Here is an 18493-nt window from a genome sequence, read left to right on the forward strand (position 1 = left end):
GTCATGACTGCTCGCTTTCCCGCAGATGCGGCTGCTGTCCACCGCTGGCGAGCAGGTCACGCGCCTCGTCCAGCGGTACATCGGTATCCAGATAGCCCGCGAGCCGCAGCCAGTCGTAGCCGATGGCCAGCGTGCGCTGCCATTGCTCGCGAGAGTCGAACGAAGCCGGGAACTCCCCGGTGGAGCGCGGCTCCCCCGCGACCCGCCGCACCAGGGCCACGAAGTCGTCGAGTACCGCCAGTCCTTCGAGGGGGTCCCCCTCCGCGATCAACTCCGAGAACCGCACCCGCCGCACCGATTCCAGCCCGGCCAGCAGTTCCCCTCGCTCCGGCGTATGAGCGGGCAGCAATCGCACCACGGTCCGCCCCGGCGCCACATCCCCCGGCAACGGGCTGACCCCGAACGCGGACAGCAACACCCGCACGCTCATCATCAAAAGCCGGTGCGCCGCAATATCCGCGACCCCGCCCTGCCCGTCCTTGACCGCCCCCACCAGGTCCTCCCTGGCGTTCTCCAGCACAATGTTGGACCACACCAGGTTCAGCCCGCACTCGGTGAACCGCTTGGCCGGCAACGCCGCCAAGGTCGCGATCGCCCCGTCCCGCACCAGCCCGGTCAACCCGAGCCCCGGAGCAGCCGGACTCGCCACCGGCGTCTGCGGCCGCACCGGCTTCAGCATCGCCAGCGCGGGCTCGATGACTTCCGCGCCCCGCCACTGCAACCCGACGAACCCGAGCCTGACGAACTCCGCCAGCTCGGCCCTGATGTCCTGCGAACTTCGCGCGAGCACGTCCCGCACCGAATGCCGGAACACCACCTGCCGCCACGCCCGCGCCGCCTCGTCCGACAGTACGAAAACGTCCTGATCGTCCCGCAATACGTGCAGCCGCCCGCCGATCGCCCAGGTGGTGACTCCCGCCCGCCGCGCGAACACGACCTGATGCGCGTCATCCGCGATCCCGGGCACACCGAGTTCTGCGGCCAGCTCCAGCAGCTGCGTCCAGTAGCGTTGCGCGGCGGCGGTCTCGTCGGCCGATAGCGTGATCGCCGCGGCTGCGAGTTCCTGGAAGCGGTCGATCAGCTCGTGCGCGCCGATTCGGTCGAGCTGGCGGGGTAGCCATTTCGACTCGATGTAGGTCTCGCCCTGGCGGGCCGCCCAGCTCTTCATGCCCTGGCGCAGGCCGTCGGCGGCCCAGTCGAAGGCTTCTTCGTCCTCGCCGAGGGCGCGGAGGGCGATGGCGTAGCGCAGGGCCTGGGCGGCGCGGAGCGCCCACCAATCCGCGGTCTTCGTGCTGAAATCCGGGTAGGGGATCAGGTTGCGGAGACCGTCGATATCGACCTCGCCGGCCTGGACCACCGTGGCGCGGAGGAAGCGCTGGCAGCGGTTCAGGGAGTCCTCGTCGGGGGCTGATGCCACCTGCGCGAACTGCGTGCGGATCTGTGCTGCCGAGCGGCTGCGGACCTCGACGCGGCGGCCGTCGGCGAAAAGCACGGTCGGCATGGTCGGCGCGTCTTCGTCGCCGTCTGTCACCACGAGGAAGTCGATGTCGGATCCGGCATTGCCGAAGCCCTCGGCGAGGGAGCCTTCGAAGAGCACGGCCGCGCCGGACGGGATCGACACCGCTTGGGCGGCGGCTTCGAACAATCGGCGAACGCGCTCGATCGGCATACCGAGGTGGGGCGTGGCCTGCTCTGCCAACTGTGGCGCGCCCTGCTCGGTCGCTTCGGTTACCAGCTTGTCTGTCTCGTGGACGACCGCGCCGGTCAGCTCCCCGTCGCGCAGCAGCTGCCACATGTGGCGGCGGCGGGGTTTTCCGCTGGAGGTGCGGCGGATGAGGCCGCGGGGGCCGGTGACGATCTGGACGGTCTGGGCGGGGCCGAGGTGGCCGCGAATGATTTTGCGGGCCTCGGCGATCCAGTCCCCGGGGGTGGTTTCGGCGAAGAGGGCGACGCCTTGGACACCGGCTTCGGAGATGCCGACGGCGGCGAGTTTGCCCTTGGTGAGGCCGGTTTCCTGGGCTACGCGGGATTCGATGTCTTCCATGAAGACCGAGCGGCCACGCACCTTCAGGCTGGTGCCCATCCGGCCGAGGACGAAAACCTCACCGTTGTAGAGGAATCCGGAGTCTCCGGTGTACACCCGGTCGTCGGCGAAGCGGGTGGTGGAGCCCGGGCCGGGTTCGCCGGAGTAGCCGAGCGCCACGGAATCACCGAGCACGACCATCTCGCCCAGGACGCCGTCGGGCAGCTCGCGGCCTTCGTCGTCGACCACGACGACTTGGGACTCCGGCGTCGAATAGCCGAGGCCGGTAATCCATCCCGCACCTTCGACGCGGTGCTTGTCGTCGAGTATCGCCTGCTCCAGCACCGGAACCGGTTGTCCGAAGCGCAGATTCGGGTTGTCGAGTCGCAGCGCGGTGATCGGCTGCTCGCGACGCGAGGAGCTCACCATCAGCGTCGCTTCGGCCAGTCCGTAGGCGAGCGTATAGGCGTTCATCGAAAAGCCCTGCCGACCGGTGAGTTCCGCGAAGGCTTGCAGGTCCGCCAGCTCGACGGGTTCGGAGCCGATGACCAGCGACCGCCAGCCCGACAGGTCCAGGTCGGCGATCTCCTCCGGCCGCACCCGGTGCGCCGCGTATCCGAGCGCGAACGACGGCGACGGCCCGTGCTGGGCGTGCGCCATGGCCCGCAACCAGCGCGCGGGATCACGCACGAACTGATCGGGCCGCATGATGTACAGCCCGCACTGATTGGTGACGGCGTTCAGGAACGCGCCGATCAGCCCCATATCGTGGTAGAGCGGCAGCCACGACACGATGGTCTCGCCGGGCCGCAGATCGATATGCCGGGTGATCAGCCCGATGTTGTCGGCCAGGTTCCCCCAGCTCACCTTCACCCCGCGCGGCGCACCCGAGGATCCCGAAGTGAATTGCAGCAGTGCGACTTCGGACACCGCACCCAGCTCCCGGACCTCCGGGGCGGGCGGCAGGTTCGCCGCGTCGATCACCAGCGGCTCATCCGTGCGCCCGGCCTCAGCCACCGCCCGCCGCACGAACGATTCGAACTCCGGCGCGGTCACCACCAGTTTCGGCGCGGCCTGCCGCAGAATCCCCGCGATATGCGCCACGATCTGGTCCATGTCCCCGAACATGGGCGGCGCGACCGGCGTGAACACCCCGCCGCACGCCCACACGGCATAGAACGCCGCGAAGCACGGGAACCCGGTCGGCATGATCACGCACGCCCCGTCGCCGCTGCCCAGCCCACCGGCGCGCAGCAGCCCGGCGATCGACCACGCCTGCCCGGCCAGTTCCGGATACCCCCGGTACTCCCAGCCGTCGGCTTCGTCGGCCAGATGGATTCCCGCGTCGGCCGCGGGCGCGGTCAGCCAACCACGCACCGCCGCAACGGGATCGACGCTGTCGTTCACGCGGCATCTCCTTCCGGCAACACGGTCACCGTGCCGCCGGCTCCATCGACTCGTATGCGCATTCCGGTCCGGATGCGCCGGGTCACGTCGGGCACCTGCACCACCGTCGGCACACCCAGTTCGCGGGCCACGATGGCCACGTGGGTGAGCGGGCTGCCCCGCTCGATGACCAGCGCGGACGCCGAGGGCAGCGCTGCCACCCAGCCCGGATCGGTGCGGTAGGCGACGAGGATCCCGCCCGCCACATCGAGGGGTTCGTCCACGACCACCGCCACGCCTTCGACCACTCCGGCGGCCGACGGCGTCCCCGGCAGTACGTCACCGACCGCCGCGGCTTCGGTGCCGGTGATCGGCACCCAGCCCTGCGCGGCCAGTTCGGCGCGACCGAGGCCGGGTCCCACGGTGGTGAAGCGCGCGGGCGCCACCAATCCGGAGTCCCTGGCCCGCAGGCTCTTTCGAGCCGCGACCACTTCCCGCAGCGCCGCGGTGTCGCCGCCTTCGTAGCAGCTGCGCAATTCTTGCACGGTCAGCTGGAAAACGTCGGAGAAGTCATCCAGCACCCCGCGCGCCACCAGGTCCCGGCCCATCACCCGGATCATGCGTTTCACCATGCCGAAGGCGCGGGTGCGGCAGAATCGCAGGCTCTCGCGGTGCGCGGCGGCGCGAGAGGTCTTGGCGCGCACCCGATCGTAGATGCGGCGGCGAATGCCGCTCAGGTTGGCGTCGAGGTATTCGTCGGCCTCGCCGCCGCGTCCGGCGCTCACGGTGTCGCCCACCCGGCTCGACGCGCTGCGCAGCATGATGAACAGGCTGGCCGGATCCTCGTGCAGGTCCGGGGTTTCCAGCTTCAGCTCGTCGAGGCTGCGGTAGCCGTAGCGTTCGATATAGCGATCCACCGCCGCCAGGAACTCGGGGTGATCACCCGCGCGCAGGGCGGCGTAGATCTGTTCCGGCGCGGTCGAATTCACCAGTTCGGTCAGTGCGGCGTCGGCGCGCACCAGGTGCGCCAGTTCGGTCATGGCGCGCGCGGGTTCGGCCGATTCCACATCCGCGCCCGGGCCCATCACCGCGTACATGAACGATTCCGGGGCCTTGGGCAGGAACGCCTTGGTCAGCCCGAACAGCACGCCCATCAGGGTCAGCAGCATGGCGTCCAGCACCATCATCGGACCCCAGCGTTCCACCAGGTCACGATCCACTTCCCGGTAGGCGCGATACGCCTCTTCGCCGGTGAGCGTGGTGTAGTCGAGGGTGTCGTATTCGTCGTAGACGCGATAGAACTCGGCGGCGAACTTCTCCATCATGGCGTCGATGCCGGCGATCCGCCGCAGATAGGTGACGGTGGTGATCGCCCGCGAGCGCAGGCGCGCCGGGGTACTGCGGAAGGTGAAGGGCCGCAGCGTCTTCGCGATATCGTCTGCGAGGGGTTCACCCACGCCGAGCGCGGCTTCCAGGACCTTGCGATTGAGCGGATACCCGGGCGCGATGCCGACCATCCGATACCAGTGCAGCAGGTTGTAGTACACCCGCCCGTGGAAACTGCCCAGCAGCCACGGCGTCCACTCGTCGGTCTGCCGCACCTGTTCGTCCGGCACCCGCAGCGACTGCGCGTAACCGCGATACACCCGGCCGTAGATCTCGGCCGCGACGGTGTAGGTCAGCGGCGAGGTGATGCCGCTGAAGCTCTCGATGATGTTCGAGTTGTCCCAGATACGCACCGCCCCAGCGGGAATCTCCTCGCCCGCCCCGCGCAGTTCGACGCCGGGCAGCGGTTCGGCCAGGGTGGTGATGGGCCGCGCCTGCAACAGCCACACGCCATTGTCATCGATGGCCCATTCGATGTCCTGCGGTGCGCCCCGGTCGATTTCGAGTTTGCGCCCCAGCTCGGTCAGCTCCGCGATCTCGGCGTCGGTCAGCACGGCGGCCCCGCGCCGGCCGGCCTCGACCTCGCGCCGCACCAGTCCTTCGCCGCCGCTGGGATCGAATCGAATGTCCTTGTCCCCCAATATGATTTCGATCACAGCGCCGCCGTCCTTGTCGACGATCACCGTGTCGGCGTCCACCGCCCCCGAAACCAGACCCTCACCCAGCCCGTAGACGGCGCTGATCACCAACTCGTCGCGCGCACCACTGGTCGGATTGGCCGTGAACAGCACGCCGCTGGCCCGCGCCGCGACCAATCGCTGCAACACCACTCCCGGCGCGCCCGCCCTCGGCAGCTCCCGCGCGAACGCGTAACGCACGGCCCGCTCGGCGAAAGCCGAAGCCCAGCAGTCCCGCACGCGCGCGATCACCGAGTCCAGGCCGCGCACATCCAGATGGCTCTCGAACTGCCCGGCGAAGGAATGCTCGTCCCCGTCCTCCGCGCTCACCGACGAGCGCACCGCGATCGGATCGTCTCCGAACCGCTCACACGCGGCGCCGATCAGTTCGCGCACCGCGTCCGGCAGCGGCGCACCGGTCACTTCGGCCCGCAGTTCCGCCGCGTACGCCACGGCCGTGTCCGGATCGTCGATGCGCGCGAATTCCGCTATCGCGGTATCCAATCCGCTCCCGGCCGCGAAGGCATCGAACACGTCGCTACCCAGCGCCACCCACTCCGGCACCTGAAAACCGTTGTCCCGCATCGCATACAAGCCCCGCGCTTTACCACCCCCCAGCGCGCCGAGCTCCGCCTCGTCAGACCATGGACCCAATACCCGCAAAACAGCTCTCCCATCACCCCCGGCCCGCAACCACCGCAGGACACCTCACCCAACGGGAGCTGGACAAGATCGAGGGGTAGTCTCTGAATAACTCCTACTTCACAACGTGACCAGCCCACACTTTTTGGGTCAGCGAATTCCCCGCCCTCGATTTGTGATCCTGCAAATCGGTGCTATCGGAGTGCGCCGCCGGTACCTGGACGATGATGCATCACCCCAGCGAATCCCGCTTGCCGCCAGCGGTATTCACTCTCGGCGCGACGGGTGATCACGACCCATTGACACCCGGGCCGCCGCCTCGATAGCCGATCGGTAACGACATCGGTCCAGGGGCCGATGTCCAAGCAACCGGGCAGGGCTTCAGCACGAGAAAGGACCGGACCGTGAACTTCGTCAACGGCATCGCCAACGCCGCCTACCAGTACGCGATCGGTGCACCTCAGGACGTTTGGATGGGCTGGTTGCTGTACGCGATCGGCATGTGACCGACCGCGCTGGAATCAACCGGGTCCGCCGCCGCGTTGCACACACCCGTATTCGGTCTGGTCGATGCGGTGAGTGCGCTGGTCTCACCGCCGGTGTGTGGGAGGGCGTTGTGAACACCCGGCTCCTGGAGTCGTTTCTGGCGGTCGCCGCGGAGCGGAACATCACTCGTGCGGCCGGAAGGCTGCACATCACCCAGCAGACGCTGTCGGCGCAGATCCGCAATCTGGAACGGGAAATCGGTGCGGCGCTGCTGGTCCGCGACTCGCGCGGCGTACAGCTCACCGCCGCCGGGAAGGTGCTGGCGGCGGGCGCCGGCCGGGTCGTCACCGAATTGTCCGCGCTCACCGAGCAGGTGCGGGCCGCCGACGCGATCGGCGAACCGCTGCGCGTGGTGGCCTGCCCGCGGGCTTCCGCGCTGTTCATGAACCGGGTCGCCGACGCCTTGGAGACCGCGGTGCCTGGCACCCGGGTGGAGCTGGTCGGCGCGCGGACCGTCGCCGACGGGCTGCGCACCCTGGAAGCCGGGCGCGCGGACGCCGGATTCCTGTGGGCGCCGCTGCCGACCGACACCGCGCTACGGCAGGATCCGATCGGGACCGATTCGTGGGTGGCGGCGCTGTCTCCCGGGCACCGGCTCGCCGATCGCGAATCCTTGCTGCTGGCCGATCTGGCGGCGGAACCGCTGGTGCTGCCCGCCATCTTCGTTTCCGACCGGGCCGAACAGTATTGGCGCACCGCGCTGCGCCCGCCTGCCGCGGCCGCGTCGCCCGCGGTGCACGACGTGGAGGACGGACCGATACTGGCGGCTCGCCGGCGCGCCGTCTGGCTGGCGCCCGCGTCCATGGGCCGTCGCTATGTGGACGGCAATCTGCGGGTGATCCCGGTCGCGGACGCCCCGCCCATCGACGTCTCGGTGGTCTCGACGTCGAGCGCCCCGGAGCGGCTGAGCGCGGAGCTGGCGGGCGCGGTCCAGGCCACACTGTCCTGATCGGCACAACCGCGGCCTGTGGCGGGCATCGAAAAGAGTTGTTTTCCAACGCTTCCCGCCGCCCGCAGAATCGCAGGACACCCTTCCCCCACTCCCGAGGATGTCCCATGCCGACCCGCAGCACCGCCGAGGTCATCGACCTCTTCAATCGCGCCTTCCTGGAACAGGCACCCGAACTGCTGACCGATCTGGTCGACGACGGGTGCGTCATGGAATCGGTCCAGCCCGCCCCCACCGGCGAACGCGTCGAAGGGGGTGCGGCCTGCCTGAAGTTCTGGCAGACCCTGGTACTGGATCAGACCTCCCAGTTCACCCCGCAGGAAGTGATCATCGCCGGCGACCGGGCCACCATCCGCTGGCAGTACCGGTTCGGTCCGGGCGCGAACGACTGGGTCGAGGGCGTGAACCTGATGTGGATTCACGACGGGCGCATCATCGAAGCGCTCGGCTACAGCAAATCCACCGGCGACGTGCCCTTGGCCACCGACCAGCACACCCTCACCCTGATCGCCGGCTTCACCGCCGAACCCGGCCAGGAACAAACCCTGCGCGATGCGCTGAACGCGATGGTCGAACCGTCGCTCGCCGAATACGGGTGCCTCGCCTACCACCCGTACACCGATCCGAACCGGCCCGGGCGGATGATCATCGTCGAGGAGTGGACCAGCGAGGCGGCGCTCGAAAACCATTTCTCGCTACCGCATTTCAAGCAGGTCTCCGCGATTCTCGACGAAATCCTCGCCGAGCCCTTCACCCTGCGCCGCCTGACCGATCGCAGCTGATCACGAAGTCGGCACGGGCACGGTGCTGGACCTGACCAGCTTGCCCACTCCGACAGCCACATTCGCGTCCGTGGCGACATCGGAGCCCGCCGCCGGAGTCTGACTGACGATCTTGCCGACCTGGGTGGGATTGGTGACCATCACCTCGGTCTGCTGCGGTTGGCTCTGTATCCCCTTCTCTTTCAGCGCGGCGGCGGCCTGCGCGAGCGTGAGACCCAACAGATCCGGCATCTTGACGGTGATCGCGGCCGGGCCGGTGGAGACCGACACCGTGATCTTCGATCCGGCGGTGGCGGTGGTTCCGGCGGCCGGATCGATGGATACGACAGTCCCTTTCGCGCTCTTGTCCGCGATCTCGGCCTGCACGACGACGAAGCCCAGCTTCTCCAGTTTCGCCTTCGCCTGCGTGAACAGGGTGCCGACGACATCCGGTATCTCGACCTTCTCCGGCTGCGGTGCAACGGATGTCGTCGTGGTCGTCGGCTGCTTCGCGGTTGTTGTGGGCTGTGGTTCGGGGGTGGTGGTCACCGGCTCGGCGGTGGTGGTCAGCGACGGCTGGGTCGTGGAGGGCAGGGGCTGCGGTGTGGTCGTGGCGGCTGTCCCACCGCTGCGGGCCCCGACCTGCTGATAGGCGACGAGCACCAATGCCAGCGCGATGCCGAGCGCCACCACGATCCACCATCGGCGGGGACGGTCGTCGTTGGGCGCACCGGGACTGCCGTGTTCGTCGCGATTCCTGCCGGTCGTGGTCCGTGGCGGGATTGGTGGAACCGGCGCGGTCCACGGCTGTGGAGTCAGTAATCGCGTCTCGGTGACCGGGCGCTGCGGGATGGTTCCCGGTCCCATCGTCGTGGCATTGGGTCCGGTCGGAGGTCGCGCGGTCGTGGCGCGTGGACCGGTCCGCGATCCTGCGATCGCCGGGTTCGGCCCCGTCCGCGGGAGCCGTGTGAAGGCACCGGATCCAGGCAATCGCAGCGATTGTTCCGCTGCCCGCGCGAACTCGCTACACGTCGCGAATCGCCGCTCCGGTTCCTTCGCCATGGCGCGCGCGATCACCTCGTCGAATCCCGTGGGCAGAGCCGGATTCTGCCGAGAAGCCATCGGAACCGGCTGATAGGCATGCCCGTAAACGATCCGCCCAACATTGTCGCCCGGATAAGGCAACTGCCCCGTCACCATGTGAAAGAACGTGCACCCCAGCGAATACACATCCCCGCGATGATCCCCCTGCCCAGCCTTGGTCAACCGCTCCGGCGCCGCATACTGGAAACTCGCCAGCACCTCCCCCTGCCGAGTCAACTGCCGGCTCTCATCCATCGTCTTCGCGATCCCGAAGTCCGTCAGCAGCGCCCGCTCGCCCCGCCCATCGGTGAGCAGAATATTCCCCGGCTTCACATCCCGATGCAGAATCCCCTTCTCATGCGCATGATCCAGCGCCGCCGCCGTCTCCCCCAGAATCCGCACCGCCCGAACCGGATTCATCGCTCCATTCCGCAAAGCGACCGCGACATCACTCCCATCCACGAATGTCATAGCGATCCAAAGCCGCCCCCGCTCCTCCCCCCGCGCATAAACCGTGACGATATTCGGATGCTCCAGCCGCGCAACAGCATCCGCCTCCCGCCGAAACCGCACCCGATGCTCCGGATCCCCATCCTCCGGCACCGTCAACAACTTCAAAGCCACGAATCGCGGCAAATCCCGATCCCGAGCCTGATAAACGGCCCCCATCCCCCCGGCGCCCAGCTTCCTGAGTATCTGATACCCGGCGAACACCTCCCCCGCCCTGAGCACGCTGTTCACCCGCTCCTCCCCCCAAGCGGTCCCGACCATGGCCGTCCTTCGTCGCAGTACACGTACCTGCGTATCGCGCCGCGCCGCAGCCCCCGTTATCCCCGCTCCCGCTCGCTCCAGCCGACTGTTCATCGGCAGGTTTCCGGCGCTACCGCTTCAGGCTCGCCAGCAGCTTGTCCAGGTGATCGTCGTCGGCGAATTGATGGAACTGCGGACCCGCGGCGGTGATCACGAGTACCTGGTTGCGGTCCCAGCCGGGCATCTCGCGAACCTCGACCGGCGACTTCGTCATATCGATGAGGACACCGCGGTAGCGGGCGTCGGCGTACAGCGACCGCAATGCCGACGCCACCGCGCCCACCGAGGCGACCACGAGCAGCGTTGTTATCGGCTCGAAGCCGGCCCGCTTCTTGAGCTCGGCGCCGGCCTCGGTGAGGGCGCGGGCGGTGGAGTCGCGGTGCTCCGGCGAGGTGATCCACACCAATTCCATGGAATCCGTCATTTTCCTTCTCGTTCGGTGCGACGCATCAGGTGCAGGCGTGCTTGGCGTACTTGTTCGTGCATGACGGCGCGGTCCTCGGCCAGTCCGAGATAATGCCGGGCCTCGTCTGTTCGTCCCTGGAGCAGCATGAGATGGCAGGCCTGGGCGTATGCCGGTGTGAACCAGGGAAATTCGGCGATGATGGCATCGAAGAGCTCGTGCGCGAACTCCCCGGCCTGCCGATCGCCCAGCTCGAACAGATCGGCCGAGACCTCGGCTCGATACTGCTGAACGCACAAATACTGTGCGCCCGAGGCTATCTCGTTCAGGAGTGTGAGGCATTCCCGCAAAGCCCGACGCCGCCTATGCCGCGAGCCGGTCGCCGCACGACTGTACATTTCGACGAATCGCACGACGGCAGCCGCGTCATCGTCGGGCGGGGCGAACGCCGATATCGTCTGGCACACGCCGACCATCAGCTCGCCGACATGGTCATCGCCTTGGAACAGGCAGGATTCGGCGAAGGCGTGTTCGAATGCGTCGAGCCAGCGCTGATCGAAAAGCGCCTTGACGCTCAACGCCTGATGCAGGAATTCGACCGGAATGCCGGTGGCCTCCCAATAGGTGGCGGCCACCTCCGCCGCCAGCACGTGCGCCCACAGCCCGTCCTCGTCGCCTTGCCCGATGTCGGTGAGGGATTTGATCAATGCGGACGCGATCGTCGCCGGTACCGCGGTCGCGTCCCGGTCGATCGCGAGAATACGCAGGCTCAGGGCGTCGTCGACGCGTTCGTATTCATCGCACCACGTCGCGAAGTCCAGCAGCGCGGGCACATCCGCCGCCGGACTTTCGGGCGTGAGGCCGGGCAGTATTTCCTCGACGGGTGCGTCCCACAGGACGGGCCGCCGCAGCAATTGATCCGCAGTGAGCGGGATCGGCTGGTGTGCGCTGAAATGGGCGTCGGAGTTGCCGGATTCGACGACTTCTTCCCAGAAATTGCTCAGCTCACGCAGCTCTAATCGCCCCTGCGGCCATCGATCTCGCCAGCCGGGCGGTATTCGCACTCGTTGATCGACGTACTTGGTCAGGGTGACACCCGTATCGGTGTGCTCGATCTGCGTCATCGCGGTGCCCCGGAGCAGGATGAGAACGTTCGCGCCGACCAGTTCCGACGTCGATGCCGGGTCGAGCAGGACGGCTCGCGCATCGACCCACACTCGCGGAATGCGGTCGTATTCGCCCATTGTCGGTGTACCGGCGAACTCCTCGGCAACGCGGGCCTCGATGATCGCACCGTCGAGATCGCTCGCCAGGTAGAGCTCCGCCGGGTGCCGATCGGTGTCGTTCATCGAACCCCACCGAGTCTGCAATGCGCCGAGCAGCCCGTTGATCTCGTCACGGAGCGCCGGGTCCGCCACGGTCATCGCCCGCTGTGCCGCGGTGCCGAGGAGGAGCAGCCGATCCGTGGAATGTGGATGCGTCAGCGCGCTACCGGCCGGCGCCGGGTCGGCATCGTGCATCAACCGGAAGATCCGGAAGGTCGCCCGCAGGTCGACCGAACCTGATGCGGCACAGATGTTCAGCGCGTAGGCATCGGCATCGATCTCGTCGGATCGGGTTGCCGTGGCGGATTCCTCGATGCCGTCGAGGTGGCCCAGCCGGATATGGGCGTACTCGTGACAGAGGGCGAATATCAGGGCGTTGAGGATCAGATGGTGGTGCACCCGCGCGAGGTAGGCCCAGTCCAGCTCGGCTTCGAACATCCAGTCCGGCGCGGAGTCCGCCCACACCCGCTCGGCTCCCCACGTCGACAGCAGTTCGGGGGCAGGCGGCGTGAGTTCTCCGTATGCCGCGCCGGCCATCCCGCGAGCGATCGCCTGCACCAGCCGATCGGGATCCGTTCCACCGGCCGCCGCGCCCACCAGCGTGAGCAGCCTGGTCTCGAATCCCTCCAGCTCGGTCACTTCACGCAGCGGATACTGCGGTTCGAAACACATCTGCCGATACCGGGCCAGATACTGTTTCGCGCAGTCGAGGGACCGCACGCACAGCTCCCGCAGTCGCGGCATCCCCACCGTGATCCGTCCGTCGCTGTCGGCGGACAACACCGGCGCACCCTCGGTAGCGTGCGAGCCGCCGAGAACGACCCCGCCGCCCGAGCGCGGTTCGATCACCTCCGAGAGCCCGTCCCAGGCAAGCCGCACGAGGCCCATCAGATAGACATCGGGATCCGAATTGCCTTGCAGCGCTTCAAGGCATTGCGATCCGAGCCGCTCATACGGCACCGATGCGGCCCAGCTGCCCGACACCTCGCCCCCTACCGCGCGATCGGATTCCAGCTTAGGCCGGTACCACCGGATTTCGCGCCACATCCGGCGATGGCCTGTTCGCGCTGGTGCACTCCTTGCCGTCCGACCGGCCATAGCAGCCGGTGTCGCGTTCTTACAATCGCGGGCGGCGCCGGCAACACAGACTGGGCTGACATCAATGTTGCTACGAGAGAGGGAAGATCCATGGCAGTCGCCACGCTGAAGATGCTCACCCTGGACAGTGCCGACGCGCGGCGAGACGCGGAGTTCTGGGCGGCCGCGCTCGGTTGGAAGGTTGCTCACATGCAGGACGAGTACGCCATGCTGACCGGTCCGGACCACGCATTGGGATTCGGCACGGTCTCGGACTATCAGCCGCCTACCTGGCCGAACGAGAATGGAACCAAGCAATTCCATCTGGATTTGGCGGTCGAAGACCTCGATGTGGCGAGTAAGGACCTGGTCGAGCTGGGAGCTACGGTGCCGGAGTTTCAACCGGGCGAAACCTGGCGGGTGCTGCTCGATCCGAGCGGCCACCCGTTCTGCCTCACCCTCGCTGCCAATTGGGGCTAGCGCGGGTGAGTACGCGGCGACCTCCCGGGGAAATTCACTGGCGGGCGCTCTGACGATTCGCCCGGGCGAATTGCCCCGGCGGCATACCGATTTCGGCGCGGAATACCGCGCCGAACGCCGAGACGCTGGAATATCCGAGGCGGGTGGCCACCGTCTCGACGGTCAATCCGCTGGCCAGCAGTTCCGCGGCGAGTATCCCGGTGATCTCACTGGACAGCGCTCGGAAAGTGGTGTTCTCCTCGGCGAGTCGCCGGCGGAGCGTGCGCAGGCTCAGCCCCAGATCGGCGGCCACAGTGCGCTGATCGGCCACACCGCCTCGGTGCACGAGCAATTGCCGCACCTGACCGCTCAGTCCGTTGAGCTCCTGCCGTCGTCTCAAGGTGTCCGCGCACATGCGTTCGTACTGTTGCATGATGACCGGATTCGCCTGCGGCATCGGTCGATCGAACTCCGAGGCCTCGAGGAACAGGCAGGTCCGCTGCGCGCTGAACAGGATCTCGTCGACTCCGAGGAGCGTGCCGACCGCTTCGTACACCGGGCACTCTTCGTACTCGACTTCCAGACGGCGAACCGCCATATCCCAATCGAGCAGGCCACGCTGCACCATTCGCAGGGTCGCGAGGTCGCGCTCGATGGCGAAGCGGCGCACATCCTCCGGCAGATGTCCGGCATCGAGGCTGAGCCGTACCACCGGTCCTTGATAGTCGAGGCTGTACCGGACGTAGACGAAAGACAATTCGGCATAGTGGACCCACACCTCGACCATCTCGCGCACCGTCGCACAGGTGCTCAGGACAATGGCGAGACTGCCGAGCATGGCCAGATTCGTCTGCAGACCGGCCATGAGTCCGATGCCGCGTTCGTCCTTTTCGCCCGCGAGAATGTTCCGGACGATCTGCATCTCCTGATCGACGCTGATCTCGATGTCGGGGTTGGACAGGTCCGACTCGGAGATCGCCGAGCCCTCCAGCGCCTCGGACCGGGCCATACCGCGCGCCGCTGCGAAATCGACCAGGACCGCGGCACTTACGGTCGAACGCACACTCCTGAAATCACCGTAGATCCCAGGCATCACGAAATCCCCCTGTCAACACTCGTAGGAACGCGCCGCAGACTCGCCCGTCGTCCGTTGCACGAAAGCTGACCTCAACCCTCCATTTTCCGGCCAGGAGGTGAGATTGTCCTGACGATCCAGCAGATCGAGGCCCGGTAGGATGTCGGCCGGCGATTCCAATAGTTTCCGTCGCAAAGGAATTCGCGGCGCCCCATGAGCTCGCGGCCGTGCCGGTCAATGCAAAGTTCCGAGGACGTGGCCGAACACGAATAGTACTGGCCAGAACTCGACATATCCTCATCAGGCATTCGCCGGGGGCGTGTCGCTACAGTCGCCCCGATTCGATTGGTTCCGACGAGAGCGCGGAGCGCGCAGTGCCGATGACGGGCGGGCAACGATTGCCGGCCGAGGTATTGTGCCGAATGAATCAGGCCCCTGACCGGTTTACCGGTCAGGGGCCTGATTGATGCTCCCCCATCTGGACTCGAACCAGAAACCTGCCGATTAACAGTCGGCTGCTCTGCCAATTGAGCTATAGGGGATTGGCACTTGGTGGCTGACCCTTCCGGACCGGCCGGAGAAAACTTTAGCGCATGGGTTGTTCACTTCCCAAATCGCGCTTCTACCTGCGGACATGCCAGTGGGAGGGCGGAGTGACAGGGGGTGGTGGGGTCGGGCAGGATGTAGGGGCGGACGGGCCAACGGGAGGAGCTTCTCGGAATGTTGCGGTTGATCATCGGTGTCGCGGCCGGGTATGTGCTGGGCGCGAAGGCCGGGCGGGCTCGGTACGAGCAGATCAGTAAGACGACCCGTGCGATCAGTGAGAGTCCTGTCACGCGGAAGTTGGTGTCGGCGAGCCGGCAGAAGCTGGCGGACAAACTGAGTACGCAGCCGAAGCTGGAACCGATGGTGCCGATCGACGAGCGGACCACGATCATGGTGCCGCACGATCAGTTGCGGCGGTAGCCGCCGGAGTCGCTGCGGCGGAGGGTCATTCGGTCTGCTTCGGGTGACCGACATGTACGGCGACCACCCAGACGATTCGCTTGTCGGGGTCGGTGCAATACCAAATGCGACCGCCTGCGGTGACTTCGTACTGCCATTGATCCAGGCACGTGCCGCGGATGACGTGACTGGCGAAGTCGCCTCGCAGTCGATGCTGACGGGCCGGATTCTCCGGCGTCGTCGGTCGTTCGGTGAGTACGATCCACGCCTCCCAGGTGTTGGATCGTGCTGTGCGACACAATTCTTCCCATCCGCTGGCAGCGGCATTCGTCGCGAAGCGGGCCTCCCACATCCCCGGTTGCGCGGGCGGGGCTACGCGGTCGCCGCGTTTGGCTGACACCCGTCATTCCCCTATCGGTTCGGGGACTGGGCCGAGGTCATCGTCCGAGGGGCCGGAGAGTTGTTGGGCGAGAGACGGATCGGCGTGGATGGCCGCGGTGGCGCGCCATTCGCGGATCGTTTGGGCGAGGACGGACCATTCGCCGAGCTCTGCCGAGGCTTGGAAGGCGCGGGCGAAGTCGGTGACGAACTTAGCTCGGGAATGCTCGGGAAGTACGTCGACCCAGGGGAATTCGTCGAGGAGTGCGCGGGCGGCGATGTCGTGGGGCAGGTGCACGAGGACGTTGCGGAGGGCGCGGGCGGCGGTGATCGAGCCTTCGGACAGCGCTTCGGCGCGGTCCTCGCGGATCAGGAGGAGGGGGACGCCGTCGCGGCGGCGAACGCGGACGGCGCCTTCGTCGGCCAGGCGGGCGACCTGCTTCGGGTCGCGCTGTAGCTCACTCCACTGGACTTCGGTAACCATCGCGCCGCACCTCTCCTGAGGGGTCCGGGTATGGCCTTTGCCTACCCATCCACCTCATTGTAGGCCGGAGTTCTGAATTTTTTCAGAACTCGACCGGCGAGAGTGGCCGGCTAGGTCGATGCGAAATCGTCGCTGTTGCCCATGGCTTGGGTGAGCAGGCTCTTGCGGTATTGCTCGAGGGCTACCAGGTCGCCGAACAGGGCCATGTAGTCGTCGGTTTGTTCGGTGGAGGAGATGCGCTGGAGTTTGGACTTCAGGGCGGCTATCTGGCGGCCTACCCAGGCTTCCTGGGTGCGGGCCAGGACGCCGGTGACGAAGCGGGGGATGTCGCTGGCGGCTTTGACGGGGAGGGGTTCGGCGGCCAGCTCGGAGACGAGGGCTCGCATGGTGAGGTCGTCCGTGTTGTCGGCTACGAGGGTTACCCATTCGGCGCCGCCCAGGCCCGAGGAGGCGCCGCCGGCTTCGGCGATGGCGGCGCGCATGGTGATGTACGCGGGGTGGGTGAAGGCTTCGGGTTCCAGGGAATCGAAGATGGGGCCGGCGTAGGCGGGGTATTGCAGGGCCGCGGCGATGGCCTGGCGCTGGACCAGGAGGGTGGGGTCGGCGGGGCTGGGGCGGGCTGCCGGCTGGTCGGAAACCGATTGGCGCGCTTCGCGTTCGGGGATGCCGGGTTTGGTGCCGGTGCGGGCGGTTTTGCGGGCTTCCTCGCCGACGCGGCGGACCACCAGCTGGATGTCGTCCCAGCCGACCCAGCCGGCCAGCTTGGTGGCGTAGGCCTTGCGGAGGGCGAAGTCCTTGATTTGAGCCACCACCGGGACGGCGCGGCGCAGAGCTTCGACCTGACCTTCGGGGGCGTCGAGGTTGTGTTCGGCGAGCAGACCGCGGATCACGAACTCGTACAGGGGGACTCGGCGGGCGACCAGGTCGCGGACCGCGCCGTCGCCGTTGCGCTGGCGCAGTTCGCACGGATCCAGGCCGTCGGGCGCGACGGCGATATAGGTCTGGCCCGCGAGCTTCTGGTCGCCGGAGAAGGCTTTCAGGGCCGCCGCCTGGCCCGCTTCGTCACCGTCGAAGGTGTAGATGATCTCGCCGCGCCAGAAGTTGTCGTCCATGAGCAGGCGGCGCAGGATCGCGAGGTGTTCGTCGCCGAAAGCGGTGCCACAGGAGGCGACGGCGGTTTTGACGCCGGCCATGTGCATGGCCATGACGTCGGTGTAGCCCTCCACCACCACGGCCTGATGCCCCTTGGCGATCTCGCGCTTGGCATGGTCGAGCCCGAAGAGCACCTGGGACTTCTTGTACAGCAACGTTTCCGAGGTGTTGATGTACTTGGCGGTCATGGTGTCGTCGTCGTACAACCGGCGCGCGCCGAAGCCGATCACCTCACCGCCGAGATTGCGAATGGGCCACAGCAGGCGGCGGTTGAACCGGTCCATGGGGCCGCGCTGGCCCTGCTTGGACAGACCCGCGGCTTCCAGCTCCTTGAACTCGAAACCCTTGCGCAGCAGGTGTTTCGTCAGCGTGTCCCAGCCGCCGGGAGCGTAGCCGCAGCCGAACTGGTGGGCGGCATTGTGGTCGAAATTGCGGTCCGTCAGGTACTTTCGCGCCGCCTCGGCCTCGTGCTCGCCGAGCTGCGCCATGTAGAACTCGTGCGCCGCGGCATTGGCGGCGACCAGCCGGGCCCGGGTGCCCCGGTCCCGCTGGACCGAGGTGCCGCCACCCTCGTAGTTGATCTTGTAGTTGAGCCGGTCGGCCATCTGCTCGACGGCCTCGACGAACCCGATGTGCTCGATCTTCTGCAGGAAGGCGAAAACGTCCCCGCCCTCACCACATCCGAAGCAATGGAAATGCCCATGATTCGGCCGCACATGGAACGAGGGCGACTTCTCGTCGTGGAAGGGACAGAGCCCCTTCATGGAGTCGGCGCCCGCCCGCTTCAACGCGACGTACTCACCAACCACATCCTCGATCCGAACACGTTCACGAATCGCCGCGATATCGCGGTCAGGAAGTCGGCCGGCCACGCGAGCGAGTCTAGCTGTTCCGCCTCCCCGGGACTTCAGCGCACAACTCGGGATCCGTTC

13 protein-coding genes and 1 tRNA gene are annotated in these 18493 nt (G+C 67.1%); 4 read left to right on the forward strand and 10 right to left on the reverse strand.

Annotated features, from left to right (window positions below):
- Position 1: 1 nt before the first annotated feature.
- Both LTV02_RS18455 and LTV02_RS18460 read right to left on the reverse strand, forming a co-directional pair.
- Complete coding sequence (locus tag LTV02_RS18455) at positions 2–3430, reverse strand: AMP-binding protein (RefSeq protein WP_233041154.1); 3429 nt, start codon at positions 3428–3430, stop codon at positions 2–4.
- A complete protein-coding gene (locus LTV02_RS18460) occupies positions 3427–6036 on the reverse strand; it encodes a phosphoenolpyruvate synthase (RefSeq protein ID WP_233041155.1) in 2610 nt (869 codons plus the stop codon). The genes LTV02_RS18455 and LTV02_RS18460 overlap by 4 nt, the downstream gene beginning before the upstream one ends.
- 694 nt (positions 6037–6730) lie before the next feature.
- Between LTV02_RS18460 and LTV02_RS18465 the strand changes: the two genes are divergently transcribed.
- Complete coding sequence (locus LTV02_RS18465; RefSeq protein ID WP_233041156.1) at positions 6731–7609, forward strand: LysR family transcriptional regulator; 879 nt, start codon at positions 6731–6733, stop codon at positions 7607–7609.
- A 107-nt stretch (positions 7610–7716) separates the two neighbouring features.
- Positions 7717–8391 (forward strand): antibiotic biosynthesis monooxygenase, encoded by a 675-nt coding sequence (locus LTV02_RS18470; protein WP_233041157.1) that lies wholly within the window; start codon positions 7717–7719, stop codon positions 8389–8391.
- Here the strand turns inward: LTV02_RS18470 and LTV02_RS18475 are convergent, their stop codons facing one another.
- The 3 genes from LTV02_RS18475 to LTV02_RS18485 are packed head-to-tail and all read right to left on the reverse strand — an operon-like array spanning position 8392 to position 12975.
- Positions 8392–10317, reverse strand: a complete 1926-nt coding sequence (locus LTV02_RS18475; RefSeq protein ID WP_332909588.1) for a protein kinase domain-containing protein — start codon at positions 10315–10317, stop codon at positions 8392–8394.
- Between the two features lie 16 nt (positions 10318–10333).
- Entirely contained in the window at positions 10334–10687 is a 354-nt protein-coding gene (locus tag LTV02_RS18480) for a hypothetical protein (RefSeq protein WP_233041158.1), read from the reverse strand.
- Complete coding sequence (locus tag LTV02_RS18485; protein ID WP_233041159.1) at positions 10684–12975, reverse strand: M48 family metalloprotease; 2292 nt, start codon at positions 12973–12975, stop codon at positions 10684–10686. The genes LTV02_RS18480 and LTV02_RS18485 overlap by 4 nt, the downstream gene beginning before the upstream one ends.
- A 204-nt stretch (positions 12976–13179) precedes the next feature.
- Here LTV02_RS18485 and LTV02_RS18490 point away from each other — a divergent pair, with 204 nt between their 5' ends.
- Complete coding sequence (locus LTV02_RS18490; protein WP_067719521.1) at positions 13180–13548, forward strand: VOC family protein; 369 nt, start codon at positions 13180–13182, stop codon at positions 13546–13548.
- Positions 13549–13582: 34 nt separating this feature from the next.
- Here LTV02_RS18490 and LTV02_RS18495 read toward each other — a convergent pair whose 3' ends face one another.
- Positions 13583–14590 carry an AraC family transcriptional regulator gene (locus tag LTV02_RS18495; RefSeq protein ID WP_233041160.1) on the reverse strand — a complete coding sequence of 336 codons (1008 nt, stop codon included), beginning with the start codon at positions 14588–14590 and terminating at the stop codon, positions 13583–13585.
- 481 nt (positions 14591–15071) lie between these two features.
- Positions 15072–15144, reverse strand: a tRNA-Asn gene (locus LTV02_RS18500).
- Positions 15145–15322: 178 nt separating this feature from the next.
- On the opposite strand from LTV02_RS18500, the gene LTV02_RS18505 reads away from it, so the two are divergent.
- Complete coding sequence (locus LTV02_RS18505; RefSeq protein WP_067719527.1) at positions 15323–15568, forward strand: hypothetical protein; 246 nt, start codon at positions 15323–15325, stop codon at positions 15566–15568.
- A gap of 25 nt (positions 15569–15593) precedes the next feature.
- Here LTV02_RS18505 and LTV02_RS18510 read toward each other — a convergent pair whose 3' ends face one another.
- The 3 genes from LTV02_RS18510 to dnaG all read right to left on the reverse strand — a co-directional run bounded on the left by LTV02_RS18510 (position 15594) and on the right by dnaG (position 18433).
- Positions 15594–15947 (reverse strand): hypothetical protein, encoded by a 354-nt coding sequence (locus LTV02_RS18510; RefSeq protein ID WP_067719529.1) that lies wholly within the window; start codon positions 15945–15947, stop codon positions 15594–15596.
- Positions 15948–15950: 3 nt separating this feature from the next.
- A complete protein-coding gene (locus tag LTV02_RS18515; protein WP_233041161.1) occupies positions 15951–16409 on the reverse strand; it encodes a hypothetical protein in 459 nt (152 codons plus the stop codon).
- A 110-nt stretch (positions 16410–16519) separates the two neighbouring features.
- Complete coding sequence (gene dnaG / locus LTV02_RS18520; RefSeq protein WP_233041162.1) at positions 16520–18433, reverse strand: DNA primase; 1914 nt, start codon at positions 18431–18433, stop codon at positions 16520–16522.
- Between the last annotated feature and the right edge of the window lie 60 nt (positions 18434–18493).

Origin of the sequence: Nocardia yamanashiensis, assembly GCF_021183565.1 — a bacterium.
GTDB lineage: Bacteria > Actinomycetota > Actinomycetes > Mycobacteriales > Mycobacteriaceae > Nocardia > Nocardia yamanashiensis.

Excerpts from the sequence above, each read along its gene's own strand:
- LTV02_RS18515 (WP_233041161.1), bottom strand. The coding sequence starts at position 16,409 with ATGGTTACCGAAGTCCAGTGGAGTGAGCTACAGCGCGACCCGAAGCAG.
- LTV02_RS18480 (WP_233041158.1), bottom strand. The coding sequence starts at position 10,687 with ATGACGGATTCCATGGAATTGGTGTGGATCACCTCGCCGGAGCACCGC.
- LTV02_RS18490 (WP_067719521.1), top strand. The coding sequence starts at position 13,180 with ATGGCAGTCGCCACGCTGAAGATGCTCACCCTGGACAGTGCCGACGCG.
- LTV02_RS18505 (WP_067719527.1), top strand. The coding sequence starts at position 15,323 with ATGTTGCGGTTGATCATCGGTGTCGCGGCCGGGTATGTGCTGGGCGCG.
- LTV02_RS18470 (WP_233041157.1), top strand. The coding sequence starts at position 7,717 with ATGCCGACCCGCAGCACCGCCGAGGTCATCGACCTCTTCAATCGCGCC.
- LTV02_RS18475 (WP_332909588.1), bottom strand. The coding sequence starts at position 10,317 with ATGAACAGTCGGCTGGAGCGAGCGGGAGCGGGGATAACGGGGGCTGCG.